The sequence below is a fragment of the Alistipes timonensis JC136 genome, assembly GCF_900107675.1.
Taxonomy (GTDB): Bacteria; Bacteroidota; Bacteroidia; order Bacteroidales; family Rikenellaceae; genus Alistipes; species Alistipes timonensis.
In genome coordinates this window covers 26250-49678 of sequence record NZ_FNRI01000010.1, presented here as the reverse complement: position 1 = coordinate 49678, position 23429 = coordinate 26250, and the positions used below count along the sequence as shown (strand labels likewise).

Below are 23429 nucleotides of genomic sequence, written 5' to 3'. Positions count from 1 at the left end.
TATGGAAAAATTCGTCATCAACATCGGCCGCCAGCTGGGCAGCGGCGGCAGGACCGTCGGGGAGATCATCGCCCGCCGGCTGGACATCCGCCTCTACGACAAGGAGCTGATAAACCTGGCTGCCCGGGAGAGCGGCATCTGTCCCGAGATATTCGAGAAGGCCGACGAAAAGGAGTCGCGCGGCATGCTTTCGACAATGATCGGCTACCTTCGCGCCCCGTTTGCGGGCGACGACGCGGGCATGACGAACATCCTGTCGAACGACGCGCTGTTCAAAATCCAGAGTGACGTGATCCGCAAGGTCGCCGCGGAGGAGCCGGCGGTTTTCGTGGGCCGCTGCGCCGACTACATCCTGCGCGAGAACCCGCGTTGCGTCAACGTCTTCATCACGGCCGACGACGAGGATCGCTGCCGCCGCATCTGTGCGCGGCAGGGCTGCACGCCAGCCGAGGCGCAAGACCTGATGGAGCGCGTGGACGCCCGCCGCGCCTCGTACTACAACTATTACAGTTCGCGGACGTGGGGCGTGGCTTCGACTTACCACCTCTGCGTGAATTCCTCGGTGCTGGGCGACAAGGGCACGGCCGGTTTCATCCTGGAATTCGCCGCACGAAAACTGCACGAAAAATTTTAAGCGATATGGTACTTGCCGAACAGATCAAAGAGATCGGACAGCGCCGGGAGGCGTTGGAACGCTGTCTCGACATCGAACAGAAGCGCATCGACCTGCGCAACGAGGAGGAGAAGACCCAGGAGCCGAATTTCTGGGACGAGCCCGACAAGGCGCGCGAGCAGCTGCGCAAGGTGGCGGCGATCAAAGCGTGGGTCGACGATTACGATGCCGTGCGCAAGGATGCCGAGGACCTCGCGCTGATGCCCGACTTCGTGAAGGAGGGGGTGGTGACCGAGGCCGAGATGGACGCCCATTATACCGCGACGCTCGAGAAGATCGAGGACCTCGAGATGCGCAACATGCTGCGCCGCGAGGAGGACAAGCTGGGGGCGATCCTCGACATCAATGCCGGGGCGGGCGGCACTGAAGCCCTCGACTGGGCGTCGATGCTGATGCGCATGTACACCCGCTGGGGCGAGGCCCACGGCTACAAGGTCAAAGTGCTGGACTACCAGGCCGGCGACGAGGTGGGGGTGAAATCCTGCACGATGGAGTTCGAGGGCGAGTACGCCTACGGTTATCTCAAAAGCGAGAACGGCGTGCACCGCATGGTGCGCCTTTCGCCGTTCAACGCCAACAACAAGCGGCAGACGACTTTTGCGTCGGTCTTCGTTTCTCCCGCCGTGGACGATACGATCGAGATCACGGTCAATCCGTCGGATATCGAGTGGGACACCTACCGGGCGTCGGGCGCCGGAGGCCAGAATGTCAACAAGGTCGAGACGGCGGTGCGCCTGCGCTACCACGGCAAGGACGCCGATACGGGTGAACCCGTGGAGTTCCTGATCGAGAACATGGAGACCCGTTCGCAGCTGATGAACCGCGAGAACGCCATGCGCATCCTCAAATCGAAACTCTACCAGCGCGAGCTGGACAAGCGCATGGCGACGCAGCAGGCGTTGGAGGCTTCGAAGAAAAAGATCGAGTGGGGTTCGCAAATCCGCTCCTACGTTTTCGACGACCGCCGTGTGAAGGACCACCGCACGGGCGTTCAGACCTCGGCCGTCGAGGCGGTGATGGACGGCGACCTGGACCAGTTCATCAAAGGATATTTAATGGAGTTCGGTGCGCAGGCTTAGCGTCATATCGTTGTTGGCGGTGCTTTTGCCGTCGGCCCTTTCAGCCCGGGTGCTGGTCGGCATGACCGACACGGCGGCCTATTTCCCGCTGCTCCGGGGACAGCGCGTGGCCGTGCTGGCCAACCAGACCTCCGTGGCGGAGATGCCCGGAGCCGCAGGGGCCGATGCTGCCGGGCGGGTGCATCTGGTCGATCTGCTGCACGGCGAAGGGTTCGATGTGGCCGCCATCTTTTCGCCCGAGCACGGGTTTCGCGGTACGGCGGACGCCGGGGAGCATGTCAAAAGTTCGGTCGACACGCGGACTGGCATTCCCATCCGCTCGCTCTACGATGGCAACACGAAACGGCCCTCCGACGAGGCGATGCGTTCGTTCGACGTGCTGGTCGTGGATATGCAGGACGTGGGATTGCGCTTCTATACCTATTATATCTCGATGCTGCGGATGATGGACGCCTGCGCCGATTTCGGCCGCCGGGTCGTGGTTCTCGACCGTCCCAACCCCAACGGGCACATCATCGACGGTCCCGTGCTGGACATGAAATACCGGTCGGGCGTCGGGGCGATTCCCGTTCCCGTGCTCCACGGTCTGACAATGGGTGAGATCGCCCGCATGGCCGCCGGGGAGGGTTGGGCGAAGAAATGCGCCCTGACCGTCGTGAAGTGCCGCAACTACACCCATGCAACCGAATACCTCCTGCCCGTGGCTCCGTCGCCCAACCTGCCGACCGCGCGTGCCGTGTATCTTTATGCCGCGCTGTGCCCCTTCGAGGGCACCGTCGTCAGCCTCGGCCGCGGAACCGACAAGCCGTTCGAGATGTACGGACATCCGGACATGACCGGGCGCGCCTTTACGTTTACACCCCGTCCGACGGCCGGGGCCAAGCATCCGCCGCTCGAAGGACGGCTGTGCCGGGGCGTCGATCTGAGCGGCATGCCGCTCGCCGAGGCCCGTGACGTTGGGTTTTCGCTGAAGTACGTGATGGACGCCTGTGCGGACCTGGGGATGGGGGACAAGTTCTTTACGCCGATGTTCGAAAAGCTGGTCGGCGTGGAGTGGGTGCGTGAGATGATCCTCGCCGGAGCCCCGGAGGAGGAGATACGCGCCCGTTGGGCCGACGATGTGGAACGCTACCGCGAAAAGCGGATGCAGTACTTGCTTTACGAATAGAACGATGGGGTTTCCCGTCATTGCGGGGAGCCGCAGGCGACGCGGCAATCTGAAGAAACCGTAGAATCGGCCATGGAGAGCAGCTATGTATATATATTGACCAATAAACTGCATACGGTGCTGTATGTCGGCGTTACGACCTCGTTATCCCGGCGGATGAAAGAGCATGCCGCCGGTCAGTCTGCATTCACGCGCCGCTACAACGTCCATAAGTTGATTTACGTCGAGGGGTATCGGGACGTTCGGGATGCAATCGCCCGGGAGAAACAAATCAAAAGTTGGAGCCGGAAACGGAAGATGGAGTTGGTTGACTCTCGAAATTCGTTGTGGAAAGATTTGTCGGACGGAATCGTCTGATTTCCGCTGTGCCGTAACGTTTCAGCCGGGGATGTCATTCCGAGCGAACGGGAGTGAGCGTGGGAATCTGGTGGGTGCGTTGTGAGATTATAACTTCCAATCGGATTGCCGCGTCGCCTGCGGCTCCTCGCAATGACGTAAAAGAGCGTTCCGTGTCATTCCGAGCGAATGGGAGTGAGCGTGGGAATCTGCTGGATACGCGTTGTAAGGTCCTGGTCTTCTATCGGATTGTCGCGTCGGACTAAAGTCCTCCTCGCAATGACGGAAAAGCGCCCCGTTTCCGGGGCGCTTTTCCTTTTTTCTTAATATACCTCCGCGATGCGGTCCGCTTCGGTGATCTCCCGCAAGACCCGGCAGGGCGATCCCACGGCGATCACCCCCGCGGGGATGTCGCGCGTGACGACGCTCCCGGCGCCGATCACCGCGTTGTCGCCGATCGTCACGCCCTGCATCACCACCGTATTGCCCCCGATCCAGACGTTGTTGCCGATGGTAATGGGCCGCGAACGCATGATGCCTGCGTTGCGCTGGTCGGGCAGGAGGGCATGGCTGACGGTGTAGAGCCCCACGTTGGGACCGATGAACACGTGGTCGCCGATCGTCACCGGAGCTTCGTCGAGGATCGTCAGGTTGAAATTGCCGACGAAATGGTCGCCGACCGAGATCTGCTCCCCGAAATCGCAGTGGAACGGGCTGTGGATGGTGAATTCCCGGCCGATGCGCCCGAACAGCCGGCGGATGATCGCCTCGCGCTCCTCGCGGCGGCTGGGCGGCAGCCGGTTGAGTTCGAAGACCAGTTCTTCGGTCCGCCGCAGGGCTTCGCCGATCTGCGGCGTTATGGCGTAAAGCCAGAGCCCCGCCTTCATTTTTTCAAGATCGTCCATAGCTGTCGTTTAAACCGAAAGCACACCCTGCGGCCGAGACTGCGGGGTGTGCTTTTTGCGGATATTCCGTTCGTTACTCCGAAACGATCGCTTCGCTCGGGCAAACGCCTGCGCAGGTGCCGCAGTCGATGCACTTGTCGGCGTCAATGACATAGATGTCGCCGGCCGAAATAGCCTCCGTGGGGCACTCGCCGATGCAGGTGCCGCATGCAACGCAGGAGTCGGTAATTTTGTAAGCCATTGTTTTGAAAAATTTATTTGTTAGTATGTGTGAGTGCAAATATAAAAACTTATTTGATAAAATCAAAACCCGTGTAGGGAACCAGCACTTCGGGGATGCGGATGCCTTCGGGGGTCTGGAAATTCTCCAGCAGCGCCGCCACGATGCGCGGCAGGGCCAGTGAGGAGCCGTTCAAAGTGTGTGCCAGCTGGATTTTCTTCTCCTCGTCGCGGTAGCGGAGTTTGAGGCGGTTGGCCTGGAACGACTCGAAGTTCGACACCGACGACACCTCCAGCCAGCGTTTCTGGGCTTCGGAGTAGACCTCGAAATCGTAGGTTAGCGCCGAAGTGAACGACATGTCGCCGCCGCACAGCCGCAGGATGCGGTAGGGGAGGCCGAGCGATTTGACGATCCCTTCGACATGGGCCACCATGCCGTCGAGCGCCTCGTAGGACTTTTCCGGCAGCGACAGCTGCACGATCTCGACTTTGTCGAACTGGTGCAGGCGGTTCAGGCCGCGCACGTCCTTGCCGTAGGACCCGGCCTCACGGCGGAAGCAGGGGGTGTAGGCGGTCATCTTCACCGGGAAATCGGCCGCTTCGAGAATCACGTCGCGGTAGATGTTCGTCACGGGAACCTCGGCCGTGGGCACCAGGTAGAAGTTGTCCGCCGTGGCGTGGTACATCTGGCCCTCCTTGTCGGGAAGCTGTCCCGTACCGAAGCCCGAAGCCTCGTTGACCATCACGGGCGGCTCGACCTCGAGGTAGCCGGCTCGGGTGTTGCAGTCGAGGAAATAGTTGATCAGCGCGCGCTGGAGCCGTGCGCCCTGTCCTTTGTAGACGGGGAATCCGGCGCCGGTGAGCTTCACGCCCAGGTCGAAGTCGATGATGTCGTATTTGCGGGCCAGCTCCCAGTGGGGCAGCGGGTTTTCGGGAAGCGTCGTGTAGTTCTCCTCGAGTTTCACCACGAGGTTGTCCTCGGCGGTTTTGCCTTCGGGGACGATCTCGGCGGGGAAGTTCGGCAGCGAGACGATGGCGGCCTGCAACTCCTGCCGGACGTCGTTCAGCTCGGCCTCGAGGCGCGAGGATTTCTCTTTGAGGTCGGCCACGAAGCGTTTGCGCTCCTCGGCCTCTTCGCGGCGGCCCTGGCCCATCAGCGCGCCGATCTCCTTGGCGGCCTTGTTCTGGGCGGCCAGCGTGTTGTCCAGATCGAGCTGGACGGCTTTGCGGCGGTCGTCGAAATCAATGATCTTCTCGATGACGGGCGCGGCGTCCACGCCCTTCTTGGCCAGACGGCGGACGGCAGCCTCTTTGTCATCGCGGATTTGCTTTATCGTGAGCATACTATCGGGTGATTTTTGTGTTTTCGCGTTACAGGTGGCAAAATTACAAAACAATTCCTAAAATTGTCTTATTTTTGTGCAAAATTCCGTATTCGTGAAAACCGTCGAATTATTGGCCCCCGCCAAAGATTATGCCTCCGCCGTGGCCGCCGTGGACTACGGCGCCGACGCCGTCTATATCGGCGGAGCGAAGTTCGGGGCCCGGCAGGCCGCGGGCAACCCGGCGGAGGAGATCGCCCGCGTCGCTGAATACGCCCACCGCTACGGCGTAAGGGTCCATGCCACGCTCAATACGCTGGTATGGGACGACGAACTGGAGGAGGCCGAACGGCAGGCCCGCGAGCTGATCGCCGCGGGCGTCGACGCGCTGATCGTGCAGGACATGGCCCTGCGGCGGATGTCGCTGCCCGTCGAACTGCACGCCTCGACGCAGGTCTGCAACTCGACGCCCGAGGGGGCGCGCTTTCTGGGCGAGGCGGGGTTCGCCCGGGTGATCCTGGAACGGAACCTGTCGCTGGACGAAATCCGGGCGATCTGTTCGGCCACGACGGCCGAAGTCGAATGTTTCGTCCACGGGGCGATCTGCGTGGGCTTCAGCGGCCGTTGTTTCCTTTCGCGGTCGATGTCCGGGCGCAGCGGCAACCGGGGCGCATGCAGCCAGCCCTGCCGGCTGGCGTGGGACCTCACCGACGGAAAAGGACGCACGTACATCGCCGGCAAGCACCTGCTGTCGGTGCGCGACATGAACCTGTCGCACCGCATCGGTGATTTGCTGGATGCGGGCGTCACCTCTTTCAAAATCGAAGGGCGTCTGAAAGACACCAATTACATCAAAAACGTCGTGGCTTATTACCGCCGGGCGGTGGACGAGGCGCTGGCCGTGCGGCCGGGATTCGTGCGGTCGTCCGTCGGCGAGAGCGTTCCGGATTTTACGCCCGATCCGTCGAAGAGTTTTACGCGCGGGGAATCCGAATACTTTTTTGCCGGAAAGCGTTCCGGGGTGGCGTCGTTCGACACCCCGAAGGCCGTCGGCGAGTATGTGGGGCGCGTGGCGAAGGTTTTCGGGAGCGGGTTCGTACTCTCCGGAGAGGCTGAACTGGCTCCGGGCGACGGCATCTGCTTCATCTCGCCCCGCGGGGTGGCCGGAACCAATGTCAATGCCGCCGAGGTGCGCCGCATCACTCCCAACCGCATGGAGGGGATCGTCGTCGGGGCGGAGGTTTACCGCAATTCCGACCGGCTGTTCAACCTCCGGCTGGAGCGCAGCCGTACGCGGCGGGTGATTCCCGTCACGGCCGTTGCGGAAGCTTCGGCGGAGGGTTTTGCGATAACCTACACCGACTGCGAGGGCGTCACGGCTTCGGTCGGGCGCACCGTGCCGCTCGATGCGGCGAAGAATCCCGGCGCCAACGCCTCGGCGCTGCGGGTGCAGGCGATGAAATCGGGCGATACGATCTTCACGGTGAGGGACGTTGAGGTGCGGGGCGCGGAGTGGTTCGTGCCGGCGTCGCTGGCCGCCGAGGTGCGCCGCGAGGCGTTTTCCGCATTGGACGGGGCGCGCCGGAACAGGACGTTGGAGCACCGCATCCTGCCCGAAAATCCGGCGGCGCGGTATCCCTCGGAAGAGTTGACAGCCGAGGAGAACGTCACCAACCGGCTGGCCGGGGCGTTCTACCGCGACCACGGGGTAGTGCGCATCGAGCGGGGGCTGGACCTCGCGCCGACGACCGCCGGGCGTCGGGTGATGCGTTCGGCCTACTGCATCCGCCGCGAGATCGGCGAATGTCTCCGTGAGCGTCCGCGGCTGCGCGGCGACCTCTATCTGGAGCACGGCGCGCATCGTTACCGGCTGGAATTCGACTGCGCGGCATGCGAAATGTCATTAATTGATTGCACGAAAAATCTGAAATAATGCAGGAGCAGCTGACACCCGATTTCGGGGATTACGAACTGATCGACACGGGCGATTTCGAGAAACTGGAGCGTTTCGGGCGCTATGTGACGCGCCGTCCCGAGCCGCAGGCCATCTGGCGGCGGACGCTTTCCGAAGAGGAGTGGCGCCGCACGGCCGATGCCGCGTTCCTGCGCGACGCCCGCAGCGACGAGCGCGGCGAATGGCGTCTTGCGCCCAAGACCCCCGACCGCTGGACAGTGGAGTATGCTTACCGGGAGATGCGGCTGCGCATGCGGCTGGGGCTCACGTCGTTCAAACACGTGGGCATCTTCCCCGAGCAGGCCGCCAACTGGAACTTCATTTACGACGAGTGCCGGGCGCTGGCCGGGGATTCGGGCGGCGCGAAGGTGCTGAACCTCTTCGCCTATACGGGCGGCGCGACGCTGGCGGCCCGCGCCGCCGGGGCCGAGGTGACGCATGTCGATTCGGTGAAGCAGGTGGTGACGTGGGCGCGCGGGAATATGGAGCAGAGCGGCCTGGAGGGCGTGCGGTGGATTGTCGAGGATGCGCTGAAATTCGTGCAGCGCGAGGTGCGCCGCGGTAGCCGTTACCGGGGCATTATCCTCGATCCTCCGGCTTACGGGCGCGGGGCCAACGGCGAAAAGTGGGTGTTGGAGGACAACATCTGCGAGATGCTGGCGTGCTGTGCGCAACTGCTGGAGCCGGAAAACGCCTTCCTCGTGCTGAATCTCTATTCGATGGGACTCTCCTCGACGCTGGCCCGCACCGCCGTCAGGCAGGCGTTCGGGGCTCCGCGCACGGAGCAGTGGGGCGAACTCTGTTTCTCCGACCGGGCCGGCAAAGAGCTGCCGCTCGGGACCTATTACCGCTTTACGCGATAGGCGCCTTTTGACATTGGATTAAAACGCAAGATATGAGTATTCTGACCCTGGTATTCGGACTTCTGAGCGGCTGTTTCCTCTCCGTGCTGGTGGGGATCATCGGCAGCCGCCGGCGCATCGGCTTCGGCTGGGCGTTTCTTCTGAGCGTGATCTTCACGCCGCTGGTGGGGCTCGTCGTCGCCCTGCTCACCGATCCGCTGCCGGGCGGCGACCAGCGGTGGGGGTGCATCGGGACCTTCGTCGCCGTGCTGGGCATGCTGTTCCTCGCGGCGTTCCTGCTCCTGCTGTTGACGGGCGGAACCATGCTGCTGGCGCTGTGAATCCGGAATCCGCCTCCATCCCCCTGCACAAGGCGGCCCAGCGTTCCGATTTCGGGATATTCGTCAAGGAGATCGCTTCCCGGCCGGCGGGAGAGCCTGTTGGGTATGCCCACCGCGACGACTACTATGTGTTCGGGCTGGTGACCGGCGGAAGCTGCCGTGTCGGCATCGACTTCAGGGAGTATCGGCTTTCGGAGGGCGACGTCGTGGCTGTCCGGCCGGGACAGGTCCACCGCATTGCGGATGCCGGCGACGCCGAGGCGCTGCTCCTCTTTGCGGACGCTGCGCTCGTCGATCCCCCGAATAAGCAGGTGCTCGCCGAATATGCGCTGTGTCCGGCTCCCTGCCGTACCGCCGGGGCGCAGCGGGACGAACTGAAACGGTTGTTTGCAATGATTCTCCGCAGGATGGACAGCCTGGAGAACGACGATTCGAAACGCATCGTGCGGTATCTGTCGGATGCGCTGATGGGGATGGTGACGGAGATCCTGCGGAGTGCGGTCGGCCGATTGCCCGGAAACCGGCGGCATGTGGAAATCGTGCTGGCATTCAGGGAACTGCTGGCGGAAGACGACCGGATCGTCCGGAATCCGGCCCACTATGCGGCGGCGCTGCATATCTCCCCGGTTTATCTGAACGAGGTGGTGAAAAACGTGACCGGGGAGAGTGTCGGCAGGTACATCCGGAACGAAATCGTGTTGCGCGCGAAGCGTATGCTGGTCTATACGACGCGCAACATCGGGGAGATAGCCTGCAAACTGGGCTTCGACGATTATGCCTATTTCACCCGCCTGTTCACGAAGCAGACAGGACTGAATCCCACCGCCTATCGGAAAAAATACCTCGAATAGTCCAATTCCCGCCTCGTGGCGTCCATTGTCCCTTTGCCCGGCAAGCCGTTATTTTGCAACTAAAAAAACGATGAACGAAAAACGGTTTGTATTCCTTGTGGATTCAGTATTGGTGCTTCTTTTTGCGCTGACGGTATATACGGGTTTGGAACTGCATGTCGCCGGGCACGGCGCGGACCATGAGGCATGGCACGACTGGGCGGTGTTCCACACGCTCGTCGGTCTGCAGTTTACGGTGTTCGGAGCCATACACGTCAGGGATCATTGGGGGTGGTATAAAGGTCTGTGGGCGAAAGGCCCGAAGGGCAGGAGCCGGATCGTATTGGCGCTGTCGGCCGTATGCGTTCCGCTGCTTGTTACGGCGGTGCTGTTATTGTGCTGCGTGGAGGGACCCGGCACGCCGGTCGGGCTGTGCCATTACGTTGCGGGACTTGTCGCGGGAATCCTGGGAACATTGCATATGCTGACGCGGGCCCGACGTTTGTACGGCGGACTGATGGCGCACGTCAGAACACGTAATAGATGAGTATTCCCGCCGCGGCCGAGAGGACGATCAGCAGGATGGGGTTGACCTTGCGCCACGACCCTGCGAAGACTCCGCCGAACAGCACCCAGCTCCAGGCGTCGATGAAATTCTGGTCGCCGGGGGCGTCGCTGTGGGGGAAGATCAGCAGCAGGGCCGCCGCGGCGATCATGCCGATCACCGCCGGGCGCATGCCCCGCATGGCTCCCTCGACCAGCCTGTTGTGTTTGAGGCGCATGAAGAAGCGCGCCACGAGGATCATCAGCGTGAGCGACGGCAGGCAGACGGCGAAGGTGGCGATCACCGAACCGAGGATGCCGCACCAGAGGTGTCCGGTCTGGATTCCGACGCTGTAACCCACGTAGGTCGCCGAGTTGATGGCGATGGGGCCGGGGGTGATCTGCGACACGGCGACGATGTCGGCGAACTGGGCGTTGGTCATCCACTGGTGCTGTACGACCACCTCGTTCTGGATCAGCGACAGCATGGCGTAGCCTCCGCCGAACCCGAAGAAGCCTATCTTAAGGTATGATATGAAGAGTTGCCAGAGTATCATTGCTTTCCTTTCCTTTTAACGATTGCGAGTTCCCATGCGATGCCCAGCAGGGCGGCGATGACGAGCACCCAGATCGGCGACAGTCCCACTCCCCAGACTGCGAGGGCCGCCACGGCGATGACCCCGAACATCGTCCAGTGCATGCCCCGGGCCAGCGAGATGACCGGACCGATGATGAGGGCCACGACAGCCGGGCGCATGCCTTTGAAAGCGGCGTCGACGACCGGGTTCTGGCGGATGTCGGCGAAAAAGAGCGCGATGGCCAGGATGATGACGAACGACGGCAGCACGGCGCCCAGCAGGGCCGCCACGGCGCCGCCGAAGCCGCGGACCTTGTAGCCCACGAACACCGAGGTGTTGACGGCGATCGGTCCCGGGACCGACTGCGCGAGGGTCAGCAGGTCGAGGAACTCCTTCTGCTCGATCCACTTGCGTTTGGCGATGAGCTCCCGCTCGATCAGCGGAAGCATGGCGTAGCCGCCGCCGAAGGTGAAGAGCCCGATTTTGAAGAATGACAGGAAGATGGTATGGAGGCGTTGCAAGTTATTCAGGTTTTATATTTTTTTTAACATTCGCAGTCTTTTTGGTGGCAAAAGTACCAAAACCACCGGCTTAAGAAGCCGGTTTTAGCGGCTGCGGCAGGATTTTGCACGTCAAAGCCCGTTTCCCGCTTCCGCCGCTCATAAGTCCCGCCTTTTAGGCGGGTTTACGACCGAGGCCATGACCGTTGCCACGAGGGCCGCCGTTTCGGTGCGGAGACGCTGGGTGCCGAGTGTGATCTCTTCGAACCCGTTGGCGAGGGCGAAGTCGATCTCCTCGGGCGAGAAATCCCCTTCGGGGCCGATGAAGACCGCGGCCGCTTCGCCTGCGCGGAGCGTGTCGGGCAGGTAGGCCTTGCCTTCGGGCGACCGGGCCGGGGCGCAGTGGGCGATGAAACGCCGTCCCTCGAAGGGCCGCAGCACCGCCTCGCGGAAGGGCGTGAGGGGCAGCAGCGTCGGGCGGTAGGCCTTCAGCGATTGTTTCATCGCCGCGGTGATGACCTTCTCACCCCGCAGGGGTTTGAAGACGTGCCGTTCGCTGTGGGCCGTGTCGAGGGGCAGGAACTCCGTGACGCCGACCTCGGTGGCCTTTTCGAGCAGCCACTCGAAGCGGTCGGGGTTTTTCGTCGGCGCGACGGCGACGGTCAGCGCATAGGGCATTTTTTCGAACCCCTCTTCGGTGCTGACAACCCGCACCGTACAGCGTTTGGGGTTGTCGTCGGTGATCTCGCAGCAAAATAAATTGCCCCGTCCGTCAGTTATATGGATGCGCCCGCCGCTCCGCAGACGCAGGACGCGGACACAGTGTTTCGACTCCTCCTCGCCCAAAGTGTGCAGGGGCGGCATGATGTCCGGTGCGTAAAATAGTTGCATGATCGGAGGCGTTATTTATGGAATTTTATTGTAACTTTGTAAATAATATGCGGCAAAGTTACTAAAATAACACGACAGCATGAAACGTATTACCGCTTTCTTAACACTTTTTCTGGTCATGGCACTCGCCTCCTGCAAGTCTGATAAAAACGTGGGCGAAAATCCCTTTTTCGCCGAATGGAACACGCCCTACGGGGTTCCGCCTTTCGACAGGATGACTCCCGCGCATTTCCTGCCCGCCCTGGAACGCGGCATGTCGCTGCACGATGCCGAGATCGACGCCATCACGTCGGACAACGACGCGCCGACGTTCGAGAACGTCATCCTGGCCTATGACGATTCGGGACAGATGCTCGCGCAGACGGAACTGATCTTCGGGATGCTCTGCGCTGCGGAGAATACCGCCGAGATGCAGGCCTTGCAGGAGCAGGTGATGCCCATGCTGGCGGCGCATGCCGACAAGATACTCCTGAACGAAAAGCTCTTCGAGCGGGTGAAGGCCGTCTATGACCGGCGCGCCGCGCTGGAACTCGACGCAGACCAGAGCCGTCTGCTGGAGAAGACCTACCGCGGGTTCGTGCGTGCCGGAGCGCTGCTCGACGCCGAACAGAAAGCCCGTCTGAAGGCCATCAACGGGGAGTTGTCGCTGGCGTCGGTGAAATTCGGGCAGAATATCCTCGCCGAGAACAACAACTATACGCTGATGCTCGAGTCGTCCGACCTGGACGGCATTTCGGCCAATGTCCGCGACCAGGCCCGCGAGAAGGCCGAGGCGATGGGCAAGAAAGGCAAGTATGCCTTTACGCTGCACAAACCCAGCCTGATCCCGTTTCTGACCTACTCCCAGAAACGCGAACTGCGCGAGGAGATTTACAAGGCGTATCTCAACCGCTGCAACAACGGCGACGAGTATGACAACAAGCAGTTGATAAACGACTTCATCCGCCTGCGCACGGAAAAGGCTCATTTGCTGGGCTATCCGTCGTATGCCGACTACGTGGTGGACGACGAGATGGCCGGGACGACCGACGCCGTCTACAAACTGCTGAACGAGATATGGACGCCTGCGCTGGAGAGCGCCAAGGGCGAGCTGGCCGAGATGGAGGAGCTTTTCAAAAAGGACCACCCCGACGGGGAGTTCGCTTCGTGGGACTGGTGGTACTATGCCGAGAAGGTCCGCAAGCAGAAATACCAGCTCGAAGAGGAGCAGTTGCGTCCCTATTTCTCGCTGGAGAACGTGCAGAGCGGCATCTTCTTCCTGGCGAACCGTCTGTACGGCATCACGTTCCGCCCCATTGTCGTGCCGCTGTACCACCCCGATGCCATTGCCTACGAGGTGCTCGACGCCGACGAGTCGCATCTGGGCGTGCTCTACTTCGACTACTTCCCGCGCGACGGCAAGAGCCAGGGCGCGTGGTGCGGCAACTATGTGGAGCAGACCTACAAGGACGGCAGGCGCGTGGCGCCCGTGGTGTCGATCGTCTGCAACTTCACCCGTCCCACGTCGAGCGCCCCCGCACTGCTGACGCTCGACGAGACCGAAACGCTGTTCCACGAGTTCGGACATGCGCTCCATTTCCTGTTTCACGACGTGAAATACCGCGGATTGACGGAGGTAGAGGGCGATTTCGTGGAGCTGCCCTCGCAGCTGATGGAGAACTGGGCTTTCGATCCCGAGGTGCTGAAACAATACGCCGTGCACTACCGTTCGAACGAGGTGATTCCGGCGTACCTGGTCGAGAAACTGCGCCGCAGCGAGCTGTTCAACCAGGGATTCATGACCACCGAGCTGATCGCAGCGGCGCTCTCGGACATGGACATCCACTCGATCTCCGAATACGAGCCGTTCGACCCGATGGAGTTCGAACGCAAGGCCCTGACCGAAAAACGCGGGCTGATTCCGCAGATCGAGCCCCGTTACCGCTATCCCTATTTCTCGCACATCTTCGACGGCGGCTATTCCGCGGGTTACTATTTCTACACGTGGGCCGAGGTGCTGGACAAGGATGTCTTCGAAGCCTTCCGCGAGAGCGGCGACCTTTTCAACAAGCGGATCGCCGATGATTTCCGCCGCAAGATCCTCGCCCGCGGCGGTTCGGAGGACGGTATGGCCATGTACCGCGACTTCCGCGGCAAGGACCCCGACAAGCGGGCGATGCTCCGCAGCCGGGGGTTGTGGAACGAACCCGAACCGGTCGATTCGCTGGCCGGCTCGCCTGAGCCTGCCGAAGGCTTCCGCGTAAAGGCTGTTCCCGAAAACTGACCGGACGAAACCCATTCAGAAAGAAACCGCAAACCGAAATAAAAAATGAAAAAAGTACTGTTTATTATGGCTGTTTCCGCTATGGCGGCAGGCTGTGCCGACAATTCGATTCCCAAAGCACAGTTGCCCGAACTCGATATGTCGAACCCCCTTCTCGCGGCGTGGGACACGCCCCACGAGACCCCGCCGTTCTCCGAGATAAAGCTCGCGGACTATGAGCCGGCGTTCGACGCCGCAATCGCCTGCTCGCGCGCCGAGGTGGAGGCGATCGTCAAAAACCCCAAGAAACCGACCTTCGGCAATACGATCGTGGCGCTGGAGCGTCAGGGCGAGCTGCTGAACCGCATCTCGGGGCTCTTCTTCAACCTGCTCGAAGCCGATTCGTCGGACGAGATGCAGGAGATCGCACAGCGCGTGCAGCCCAAGTTGACGGAGCTGTCGAACGACATTTCGCTCGACCCCGAGCTGTTCGCCCGTGTGAAATACGTTTACGAACATCCGGGACGCCTCAAAAAAGAGGATAAGAAACTATTGGAGGACACCTACAAAGGATTCGCCCGCAGCGGCGCGGCTTTGTCCGACGCCGACAAGGAGCTCTACCGCCAGTACTCCTCCGAACTGTCGGCGCTGACGCTTCAGTTCGGGCAGAACGCCCTCGCGGCGACCAACGCCTTTACGCTCAACATTACCGATCCGAAAGTGGTGGCCGAGCTGCCGGCGTTCGTGAAGGAGGGTATGGCCGCCGAGGCCAAGGCCCGCGGCGAGAAGGGCTGGACGGTGACGCTTCAGTATCCCAGCTACCTCCCGTTCATGACCTATTCGTCAAACCGCGCCCTGAAAGAGAAACTCTGGCGGGCCAGCGGCTCCAAGGCGCTGGGCGGCGAATTCGACAATACGGAGATCGTGAAGAAGATCGTCAATACGCGTTTGAAGATGGCCAACCTGCTGGGTTACAAGTGCTATGCCGATTACGTGCTCGAAAACCGCATGGCCGAGAACACGAAGACCGTCAACGACTTCCTCGCCGAACTGCTCGCCGAGACCAAGAGCTATGCCGACGCCGACTACCGCATGGTCGCCGACTATGCCGCGTCGCTCGGCTTCAAGGGCGAGCTGATGCCCTGGGACTGGGCCTATTACACCGAGAAATACAAGGATGAGAAATACGCCCTGAACGACGAGTTGGTGAAACCCTACCTGAAGCTCGAAAACGTGAAGAAAGGCGTCTTCATGCTGGCCAACAAACTCTACGGACTGAACTTCACGCCCAACGGGAAGATCGCGGTCTACCATCCCGACGTGACGGCCTACGACGTGACGGATGCCGACGGCCGTTTCATGGCGGTGCTTTACCTCGATTTCTTCCCCCGTGCCTCGAAGCGTTCGGGGGCGTGGATGACCGAGTTCCGCGGCACGAAAATCGAGGACGGCGTGGAGACCCGTCCGCTGGTGTCGCTGGTGATGAATTTCACCAAGCCCACCGAGACGACGCCTTCGCTGCTGACTTTCGACGAGATGGAGACCTTCCTCCACGAGTTCGGACATGCCCTCCACGGCATGCTGGGCGAGGGCAAATACGAGTCGCTGACCGGTACGAGCGTCTACCGCGATTTCGTGGAGCTGCCCTCGCAGATCATGGAGAACTGGGCCACCGAGAAGGAGTTTCTCGACCTGTGGGCCGTGCATTACGAGACCGGCGAGCCGATTCCTGCCGAGATCGTGGACCGCATCGTCGCTGCACAGAATTATCTGGCGGCCTACGCCAACGTGCGTCAGCTCTCGTTCGGCATGACCGACATGGCCTGGCATACGCTCACCGAGCCGTTTGACGGCGACGTGGAGCAGTTCGAGGTGGCTTCGATGGCCCCGACGCAGGTGATGCCCGTCATTGCGGGGACCGCGATGGCGCCCTCGTTCGGACACATCTTCTCGGGTGGATACGCTGCGGGCTATTACGGCTACAAGTGGGCCGAGGTGCTCGAGGCCGACGCCTTCTCGCTGTTCAAAGAGAAGGGTATTTTCAGCCGCGAGGTGGCTTCGTCGTTCCGCGACAACATCCTCTCGAAAGGAGGCACGGAGCATCCGATGAAACTCTACGAGCAGTTCCGCGGCCATAAGCCCGAAACCAAGGCGCTGATCGAGAAAATGGGGCTCGGAAAATAACCCTCCGGCTTCGTTCATAAAGGAAGGAGAACCCGACGGGTTCTCCTTCCTTTTTGTATCGAAGTGTCCGGAATTGTTATTTTTCTGCGTTTTTTTTGTATATTTGTCCCTGGGACAGAGAATTATTTTACGACAAGACTATGACAGAATTATCGAATACAGCGTTGATTCGGGCGATTCATGCCCATACGCCGCCGGATTCGACGCCGGCGTCGGTGCTGATGGATGTACTCAATATCGGTCGCGAGGCCGCATATCGCCGCATGCGCGGCGAAGTGCGGTTCACTTTCGGCGAGGCCAGTGCGCTGAGCGCGCACCTGCGTTTCTCGCTGGACGGCGTCACGGGCTCCTCCGTCGGGGGAAATGCCCTTTTCAGCCTGGCGTTCACCGAATTCGACGCTTCGCTCGACCTCTACAACGGGATTCTCGAGCAGAACATCCGCTTTTTCCGCGAAATAGCGTCAGACCCCACGGCGGTTTTCGCGTCGGCGGTCAACTCCATTCCGGCCGAATATTACCTCAAATATGAGAATCTGACGCGCTTCAAACTCTTCAAATCGCTTTACCAGCACGAGATGGGCGATGTGTCGGTGCCGACGTTCGAGGAGCTGCAACTCTCCGCTTCGCTGCGCCGCAATGCCCTGGAATATGTGCAGAGCGTCCAACTGGTGCCCCAGTCTCACGTCATTTTCGACGGTAGCGCGTTCATGCACTGGGTCAATGCCATCCGGGCGTTCCGGGCGATGCACCTGATTTCGGACCAGAGCGTGGCCCTGCTGAAGGAGGAGTTGTTCGAACTGGTCAAAGATTCTGAAAAGATGGCCGGCGAGGGCGAATACGAAAACGGCAACAGGGTCAATTTCTACCTCTCGGAGGTGGATCTGGAGGCGTCGTATGCCTATATCTCGTCGGAGCGTTACAAGGTGGCGGGAATCGCGCTCTTTTCGCTCAATTCCATGCATACGTTCGATCCGATGATGTACGAGTATGTGAAGAAATGGGTCCGCAACCAGCGGCGCTTCGCCTCGCTGATCTCCGGGACCGGGGAGTTGTCCCGCATCCACCACTTCAAACGCCAGCGGGAGATTCTCGGCCGGTTGGAGTAGCGTGCGGCGGCAAAAAAAAGAACGGGGAGAGTTTCCCAACTCTCCCCGCTGAAGCTTTCCGGATTGATGAACAATGGTTGCGTCAATATTCGGCAATCCTTTCAACTTCTGTGGGCGTCACTCCATGCAAATGAATTCTTCATAGCTCCTTTCGAAACTTGATACAAACATACAGCCTCCGGGAGCTAAAATCAAGGCGATAATTGAAAAAACGGCATTTTTAAATCTTCTGATTTCGTGTATGCTGCGACCGTACGGAGTATTTGTTACGCATTGCGTGTATATAACATTTCATGTTTCGAATATCGAAACCCGGCCGTGATCTCCGGCTCGTTTATCGAAACGGCCGTTTCGAGGGAAAAAGCAGAGAACGATGCGTTTACGTCTTCCCGCCAGAATCGTGCCGAATGTGCCTGAAAACAAAAAAGATGCCTCCGTAAGGAGGCATCTTTTTTGAGTTGAGCTACCAGGATTCGAACCTGGAATAACAGGACCAGAATCTGTTGTGTTACCGTTACACCATAGCTCAGTAGATTTTGGTGATGCAAAAGTAGGGCTTTATTTTTCAATTGCAAAGAAAATTCCAAAAAAAATTTCGTACATTTGCTTTAATCCCGGAAAGGGAAAACCGTTTGAAACTTAAAATTTACACTAAATCAGAAAATTATGGGAATTAAATTCCGGCTTATCGTCATGAACTTTCTTCAGTATGCGATTTGGGGTTCATGGCTCATCTCGCTGGGGGCTTATATCGGGGGCCTCGGGTTTTCCGGATTGCAGATAGGCAGTTTCTTCGCCACGATGGGCGTCGCCTCGCTGTTCATGCCCGCCGTGATGGGAATTATTGCCGACCGCTGGGTCCCGGCGCAAAAGCTGTTGGGAATCTGCCACCTCATCAGCGGCGGGTTCCTGATCGCCGCGGCTTCGCAGACGGCCTATGCGCCGCTGTACAGCTGCATGCTGCTGAGCGTGATGTTCTACATGCCGACCATCGCGCTGTCGAACTCCGTGGCCTACAACGCCCTCGACCTGGCGAAACTCGATTCCGTAAAACACTTCCCGCCCATCCGCGTGTGGGGCACCGTGGGATTCATCGCCGCGATGTGGTTCGTCGATTTGGTGCAGATCGGAGGCGTGCAGATCAAACTTACGGCCTGGCAGCTCTATGTTTCGGCGTTGCTGTCGTTCGTGCTGGCTGTCTATTCGTTCTCGCTGCCCGGGTGTGCCGTCGACCGCAGCGTGCGCAAACAATCGTGGGTCGATACGCTGGGACTGCGCGCCTTTGCGCTCTTCAAGGAGAAGCGCATGGCCATCTTCTTCATCTTCTCGATGCTGCTGGGGGCCGCGCTGCAAATCACCAATGCTTTCGGCGACACCTATATTCAGAATTTCGGGACGATGCCCCAGTATGCCGATTCGGCCATCGTGAAGCACTCGGTGATCCTGCTGTCGCTGTCGCAGATGTCCGAAACGTTCTGCATCCTGCTGATTCCGTTCTTCCTCCGGCGTTTCGGAATCAAAAAGGTGATGCTGATCTCGATGCTGGCCTGGGTGCTGCGCTTCGGGTTCTTCGGTGTGGGCAATCCCGGTTCGGGAGCCGTGTTCCTCATTCTCTCGATGATCGTTTACGGTGTGGCGTTCGACTTCTTCAACATCTCGGGATCGCTGTTCGTCGAGAAGGAGACCAGCCGCGAGATACGTTCTTCGGCGCAGGGCGTCTTTATGATTATGACCAACGGTTTCGGCGCTTTCTTCGGTTCGTATGCCGCGGGTGCCGTGGTGGATGCCTTCCACTGGCCCGATTCGTGGTTCGTTTTCGCAGGATACGCCCTCGTGGTGGCCATTGTCTTCGCCCTTGTCTTCAAATACAAGCACAATCCCGCCGAAACGGAAGCGGTGAAGCATTAGCAGGCAGATATGGAGATTTCGATCCGGGAGAGCTGCATCCGCTGCGGCCATTGCGTGAAGGTGTGTCCTTCGCAGATTTTCGAACAGGAAAAGGCCGGGGCCCCGGTGACCCTGTGCAAGCCTGAGAACTGCATCGGCTGCGGTCATTGCGTGGCCGTCTGTCCCACGGGGTCGGTGGCGCACGGGATGTTCCCGCCCGAACGGGTGCATGCCGCCGATTACGCCGCATTGCCGACGTCCGAACAAGTGGAGCTGCTGTTGGCCGTGAGGCGGTCGAACCGCGCCCTTCGGAAAACTCCCGTGCCGCAGGAGATGCTGGACCGCATCGTCGCGGCGGCCGACCGGGCCCCGACGGCCAGCAACGCCCGCCAGTTGGGCTATACGCTGGTGACCGATCCGGCGATGCTGCGGGGGATTACGGAGTACACCCTCGGGGTGTTCGGCAAACTGGAAAAACGACTCCTCAATCCGCTCGTGCGGCCGTGGCTGAGCCGCATCGTGCCGGGCGTGTACCGCTATGTTCCCGTCTTCAAACGCCTGCGGCGCGAATATGCCGAAGGCCGCGACCGCGTGCTGCGGGGAGCGACGGCGGTGCTGTTCATTCATGCTCCGAAGGCGAACCGTTTCGGGAGCGAGGATGCGAACCTGGCTTATCAGAACGCGTCGCTGATGGCCGAGGCGCTGGGCGTGAGCCAGATCTACATGGGGTTCGTACTGACGGCCCTCCGGCAGGACAAAACGGAGCGGCTGCCCGAAATGCTGGGGCTCGAAGGCCGCCGCATCTGTGCGGTGATGGCCCTCGGGATGCCGCAGTTCCGCTATCCCAACTACATCGACCGCGAACCGGCGGAGGTGACACTTCTGTAATTAATTAAAGCGGTAAAGAAAGCGGCCCCGGTCGGGGCCGCTTTTCGTTTAGTACATGTTGTCGTACATCGACTGCGACTTGTCGTATTTCAAATCGGAGAGCGATGCGGCTTTGACGCCGATGTTGAAGCTCCACGAACGGTGGTAGCCGAACGGTATCCACGAAAAGGACATCTGCCAGCAGTGGAGGTCGCGCGTGATGGAGACCGACGAGGTCGTGAGCTTCTTCTGTTTGATGTCGAAACCGCCCTGGAAGGTGACGGCCGTTTTGGGCGTGACGGTCAGCGAGCCGTTGAACCCGACCGTCTGGGTGACGTTCTTGCGGTAGCCCGTCGTGCCGTTGTTGACATAGGAGATCGAGTAGTTGACCGAGTAGTTGAATCCGAAGTTCCACGGCAGCGAGAAGTCGTAGTAGCTCTGCGCCATATATTGCCTTCGCAGTACGGGGTCCATGTGCCCGTAGGGGTCGAAGAAGGGGTTCATGTATTCCGGGGGGATCGACGTGATGTCGTTCATGGCCGGCTGGGACTTGTCGGCGCGCGATTTGAAGGTATAGCCGAACGACCAGCCCGTGGAGACGATGCGGCCCGGGAAAAATAGCTTGTTGTATCGCTTGCCCTCGGGCGAGACGCGGTAGGGGTCGAGCGTCGCCGAGAGGTTGATGCCGAAGTTCTGGAACAGCGTCGTGCGGAACGAGATCGGGATGGTCGACAGACGCATCGAGTCGGCCAGGAAGTTATAAGAGCCGCTGATGCGCAGTTCGTCGATGAGTTTGATCTTTTTCACGCCCGAGGTGTCGCGCTTCGAGAGCACCTTCATTTCGAGGTTCTGCGACAGCGAGAAGTTCATCGACATCGAGCGTCCCGACGATGGGACGCCGTAAGCGTTGACGGCATAGGGCGAATAGGTCGTAAAACGGCCCGTCGAGTCGGTCTGGCGGGTCTTGTAGTAGCCGTATTTGGGGTCGCTGAAGTCCGGGGCGTAGGAGAAGCCGATCGAGGGGGTCAGCGTGTGGCGGATCGCCTGGATCTTGCGGTTGCGGCTCTTCTTCGTGAAGTCGTACATGCCGTAGACCGTCGTGGAGGCCGAGACGCTGAGGTTGTAGTTGTAGAGGCGGTAGAAACCGTAGTTCGTGGGCAGCGTGTCGGTCTGGTTCGTGACGGGGTTCCACTCGAACTCGACCTTTTTGAAATACCACTTCTCGTTGTAGTTGACCGACGGCGAGACGTTGATGTAGTTGAACAGGTTGAACGACGCCGAAATGGGAATCGAGTGTTCGATGCCGTTCTTCATGTTTTCGAGCGTCTTTTTCGAGAAGATCTCCGACTCGGTGGTGGTCACCGAGTTGGTCATCTTGCCCGTGTACTGCATCGAAATCTTTTCATACCAGCGGTCCTTGCCGGTCTTCTCTTTGCGTTTGAAGGGGTAGAAGCGCGAGACGTTGAACACCACCGTCGGCAGCGTCACCGAGATCGACTTGTTCTGCGAGTTCTGCGAGATGGCCATGTTGGCCGAGAGCGAGAAGGGCGTGCCGGCCCAGTTCTTCGAGTAGGAGACCGTCGAGTTGGTCTGCGTGGCGAGGATGTCGTTGAGGTTGGTGGCCGAGTAGCGGCTGTAACCGCTGGTGGCGAAGTTCACCGAAGCCGAGAAGGTCGATCCCGGGTTGGCTTTGGCGTCCTGCGAGTGGGTCCACTGGATGCGGAAGTTGCTCTGTTTGATGTAGTCGTCCTCGCCCTTTTCACCCGTCTTCACGTTGGAGTACTGCATGTTGAAGCTGCCGCTGTACTTGTAGCGTTTGATGTAGCGCGAGGCCGCCGAGGCTTCCCACGAACCGAGCGTGTAGAAGCCGCCGCGTACCGCGAGGTCGGCGTATTCGCCCAGCGTGAAGTAGTAGCCCAGGTCGCGCAGGAAGAATCCCTTGGAGTACTCCTCGCCGTAGGTGGGCATCAGCAGGCCCGACTTGGGGCCCATGTTGATCGGGAAAAATCCCTCGGGGATGCCGAGGAAATAGATCGGCACGTCCTCCATCACCAGGTAGGCCGGGCCGGTGACGACCTTTTTGCCCGGAATGACCTTCGCCTTGGTCATCGCCAGGTAGAAGTGCGGGTGATCCGTCTCGTCGCAGGTGGTGTATTTGCCGTGCTGAATGTTGATCGTATTGTCGGGCATTTTCTTCACGCTGCCGCCCACCAGCCAGCCGTCGCCCTGCTGCGTGGCCACACCTTTGATCTTGGCCTTCTTCGAGTCGAGGTTGTAGGTGATCGTGTCCATCTGGTAGGAGGCCGAACCGTCGGAAAACTCCGGTTTGGTGATGATGAACTTGCCCTCCACCGAGTCGGGCTTGCCGTAGGCGTAGACCAGTTTCGAATCCATGTCGATGCGCATGAAGTCGGCTTTGAGGTTGCTGTTCTGGTAGGTGACGTCGCCCTGATTATAGATGTAGACCAGTTTGTTGCGCACGTCGTAAACCAGCGAGTCGGTGTTCTTGCCCGTGATCGGGTCGTCGAGGAAAGCGCCCGCGGGCCGCGGTTTTTTGACCGAGTCGCGGTGCAGCGTGTCGACCGCGAGCGAGTCGGGGCGGGACATGCCCAGCGAGTCGGCTTTGCGGGCTATGAGCGAGTCGACCTGCGACGAAAAGAGCGAATCGCGCTCCTCCTGCGAAAGGGCGTTGAAAGCGTCGCGCCGCCGGGCCTCTTCACGGGCCTGCCGCCGTGCTTCGCGCCGCGAGGGGGTGACGCTCGGCGCCCGTCCGTTGTCCGGAAGCGGGCGCACGGTGTCGGCGGGGAGGGGATTCGGGAGGGTGTCGGATGCGGGGCCGTCGAGCGCCGCGCGGGGTGCCGCGCCGCCCAGAACGATCTGGGCAAACAGGAGCAGGACCGTTGCCGACAAGAGATATTTTACCCTAATTTTATCCAAAATCCCAAAAATTTTCCATACCTTT

General features: G+C 60.2%; 21 protein-coding genes and 1 tRNA gene. 14 read left to right on the top strand and 8 right to left on the bottom strand.

Features of this window, described 5'->3' with window-relative positions; all coding sequences use genetic code 11:
* Position 1 precedes the first annotated feature (1 nt).
* The 4 genes from BLU78_RS12450 (at position 2) to BLU78_RS12435 (ending at position 3277) form a co-directional block, all read left to right on the top strand.
* Positions 2–634: a cytidylate kinase-like family protein gene (locus BLU78_RS12450; RefSeq protein ID WP_010266071.1), complete on the top strand. Its 633-nt coding sequence runs from the start codon at positions 2–4 to the stop codon at positions 632–634.
* A gap of 5 nt (positions 635–639) precedes the next feature.
* Entirely contained in the window at positions 640–1752 is a 1113-nt protein-coding gene (prfB, locus tag BLU78_RS12445; RefSeq protein ID WP_010266068.1) for a peptide chain release factor 2, read from the top strand.
* Between the two features lie 13 nt (positions 1753–1765).
* Complete coding sequence (locus BLU78_RS12440) at positions 1766–2920, top strand: exo-beta-N-acetylmuramidase NamZ family protein (protein WP_010266065.1); 1155 nt, start codon at positions 1766–1768, stop codon at positions 2918–2920.
* Between the two features lie 72 nt (positions 2921–2992).
* On the top strand, positions 2993–3277 hold the full coding sequence (locus BLU78_RS12435) for a GIY-YIG nuclease family protein (protein ID WP_010266062.1): 285 nt from the start codon (positions 2993–2995) through the stop codon (positions 3275–3277).
* Between the two features lie 302 nt (positions 3278–3579).
* Here BLU78_RS12435 and BLU78_RS12430 read toward each other — a convergent pair whose 3' ends face one another.
* The 3 genes from BLU78_RS12430 to serS form a co-directional block, all read right to left on the bottom strand.
* Positions 3580–4161, bottom strand: a complete 582-nt coding sequence (locus BLU78_RS12430; protein ID WP_010266058.1) for a sugar O-acetyltransferase — start codon at positions 4159–4161, stop codon at positions 3580–3582.
* Positions 4162–4234: 73 nt separating this feature from the next.
* Positions 4235–4402, bottom strand: coding sequence for a DUF362 domain-containing protein (locus tag BLU78_RS12425; protein WP_010266056.1), 168 nt, complete (start codon positions 4400–4402; stop codon positions 4235–4237).
* 49 nt (positions 4403–4451) lie between these two features.
* On the bottom strand, positions 4452–5723 hold the full coding sequence (gene serS / locus BLU78_RS12420; protein WP_020692793.1) for a serine--tRNA ligase: 1272 nt from the start codon (positions 5721–5723) through the stop codon (positions 4452–4454).
* A gap of 94 nt (positions 5724–5817) precedes the next feature.
* Between serS and BLU78_RS12415 the strand changes: the two genes are divergently transcribed.
* The 5 genes from BLU78_RS12415 to BLU78_RS12395 all read left to right on the top strand — a co-directional run bounded on the left by BLU78_RS12415 (position 5818) and on the right by BLU78_RS12395 (position 10216).
* Positions 5818–7635: a peptidase U32 family protein gene (locus BLU78_RS12415; protein WP_026020852.1), complete on the top strand. Its 1818-nt coding sequence runs from the start codon at positions 5818–5820 to the stop codon at positions 7633–7635.
* On the top strand, positions 7635–8519 hold the full coding sequence (locus BLU78_RS12410) for a class I SAM-dependent methyltransferase (protein WP_010266018.1): 885 nt from the start codon (positions 7635–7637) through the stop codon (positions 8517–8519). Before BLU78_RS12415 ends, BLU78_RS12410 begins: the two co-directional genes overlap by 1 nt.
* Before the next feature lie 32 nt (positions 8520–8551).
* On the top strand, positions 8552–8839 hold the full coding sequence (locus tag BLU78_RS12405) for a hypothetical protein (RefSeq protein WP_010266016.1): 288 nt from the start codon (positions 8552–8554) through the stop codon (positions 8837–8839).
* Positions 8836–9690 (top strand): AraC family transcriptional regulator, encoded by an 855-nt coding sequence (locus BLU78_RS12400; protein ID WP_010266014.1) that lies wholly within the window; start codon positions 8836–8838, stop codon positions 9688–9690. Before BLU78_RS12405 ends, BLU78_RS12400 begins: the two co-directional genes overlap by 4 nt.
* Before the next feature lie 70 nt (positions 9691–9760).
* Positions 9761–10216 carry a DUF4405 domain-containing protein gene (locus BLU78_RS12395; protein ID WP_010266012.1) on the top strand — a complete coding sequence of 152 codons (456 nt, stop codon included), beginning with the start codon at positions 9761–9763 and terminating at the stop codon, positions 10214–10216.
* Here BLU78_RS12395 and BLU78_RS12390 read toward each other — a convergent pair.
* From BLU78_RS12390 to BLU78_RS12380, 3 genes are all read right to left on the bottom strand, one after another.
* On the bottom strand, positions 10197–10769 hold the full coding sequence (locus BLU78_RS12390) for a chromate transporter (protein WP_010266008.1): 573 nt from the start codon (positions 10767–10769) through the stop codon (positions 10197–10199). The two genes, BLU78_RS12395 and BLU78_RS12390, sit on opposite strands and share 20 nt — an antisense overlap.
* Positions 10766–11311: a chromate transporter gene (locus BLU78_RS12385; RefSeq protein WP_010266006.1), complete on the bottom strand. Its 546-nt coding sequence runs from the start codon at positions 11309–11311 to the stop codon at positions 10766–10768. The genes BLU78_RS12390 and BLU78_RS12385 overlap by 4 nt, the downstream gene beginning before the upstream one ends.
* Positions 11312–11449: 138 nt before the next feature.
* Positions 11450–12181 (bottom strand): RsmE family RNA methyltransferase, encoded by a 732-nt coding sequence (locus tag BLU78_RS12380; protein WP_010266004.1) that lies wholly within the window; start codon positions 12179–12181, stop codon positions 11450–11452.
* A 79-nt stretch (positions 12182–12260) separates the two neighbouring features.
* Here BLU78_RS12380 and BLU78_RS12375 point away from each other — a divergent pair, with 79 nt between their 5' ends.
* The 3 genes from BLU78_RS12375 to BLU78_RS12365 all read left to right on the top strand — a co-directional run bounded on the left by BLU78_RS12375 (position 12261) and on the right by BLU78_RS12365 (position 17713).
* Complete coding sequence (locus tag BLU78_RS12375; RefSeq protein ID WP_010266002.1) at positions 12261–14444, top strand: M3 family metallopeptidase; 2184 nt, start codon at positions 12261–12263, stop codon at positions 14442–14444.
* A gap of 81 nt (positions 14445–14525) precedes the next feature.
* On the top strand, positions 14526–16607 hold the full coding sequence (locus BLU78_RS12370; RefSeq protein WP_044106702.1) for a M3 family metallopeptidase: 2082 nt from the start codon (positions 14526–14528) through the stop codon (positions 16605–16607).
* A gap of 140 nt (positions 16608–16747) precedes the next feature.
* The gene (locus BLU78_RS12365; protein WP_044106701.1) at positions 16748–17713 is read left to right on the top strand and encodes a hypothetical protein; all 966 of its coding nucleotides are present in this window, start codon (positions 16748–16750) and stop codon (positions 17711–17713) included.
* 458 nt (positions 17714–18171) lie between these two features.
* On the opposite strand, the gene BLU78_RS12360 is transcribed toward BLU78_RS12365, so the two are convergent.
* Positions 18172–18242: transfer RNA gene (locus BLU78_RS12360), tRNA-Gln, on the bottom strand.
* 137 nt (positions 18243–18379) lie between these two features.
* On the opposite strand from BLU78_RS12360, the gene BLU78_RS12355 reads away from it, so the two are divergent.
* The gene (locus tag BLU78_RS12355; RefSeq protein ID WP_010265996.1) at positions 18380–19621 is read left to right on the top strand and encodes a nucleoside permease; all 1242 of its coding nucleotides are present in this window, start codon (positions 18380–18382) and stop codon (positions 19619–19621) included.
* Positions 19622–19630: 9 nt separating this feature from the next.
* Positions 19631–20488 (top strand): nitroreductase family protein, encoded by an 858-nt coding sequence (locus BLU78_RS12350; protein WP_010265994.1) that lies wholly within the window; start codon positions 19631–19633, stop codon positions 20486–20488.
* A gap of 48 nt (positions 20489–20536) precedes the next feature.
* Here the strand turns inward: BLU78_RS12350 and BLU78_RS12345 are convergent, their stop codons facing one another.
* Complete coding sequence (locus tag BLU78_RS12345; RefSeq protein ID WP_026020851.1) at positions 20537–23404, bottom strand: putative LPS assembly protein LptD; 2868 nt, start codon at positions 23402–23404, stop codon at positions 20537–20539.
* Positions 23405–23429: the final 25 nt, after the last annotated feature.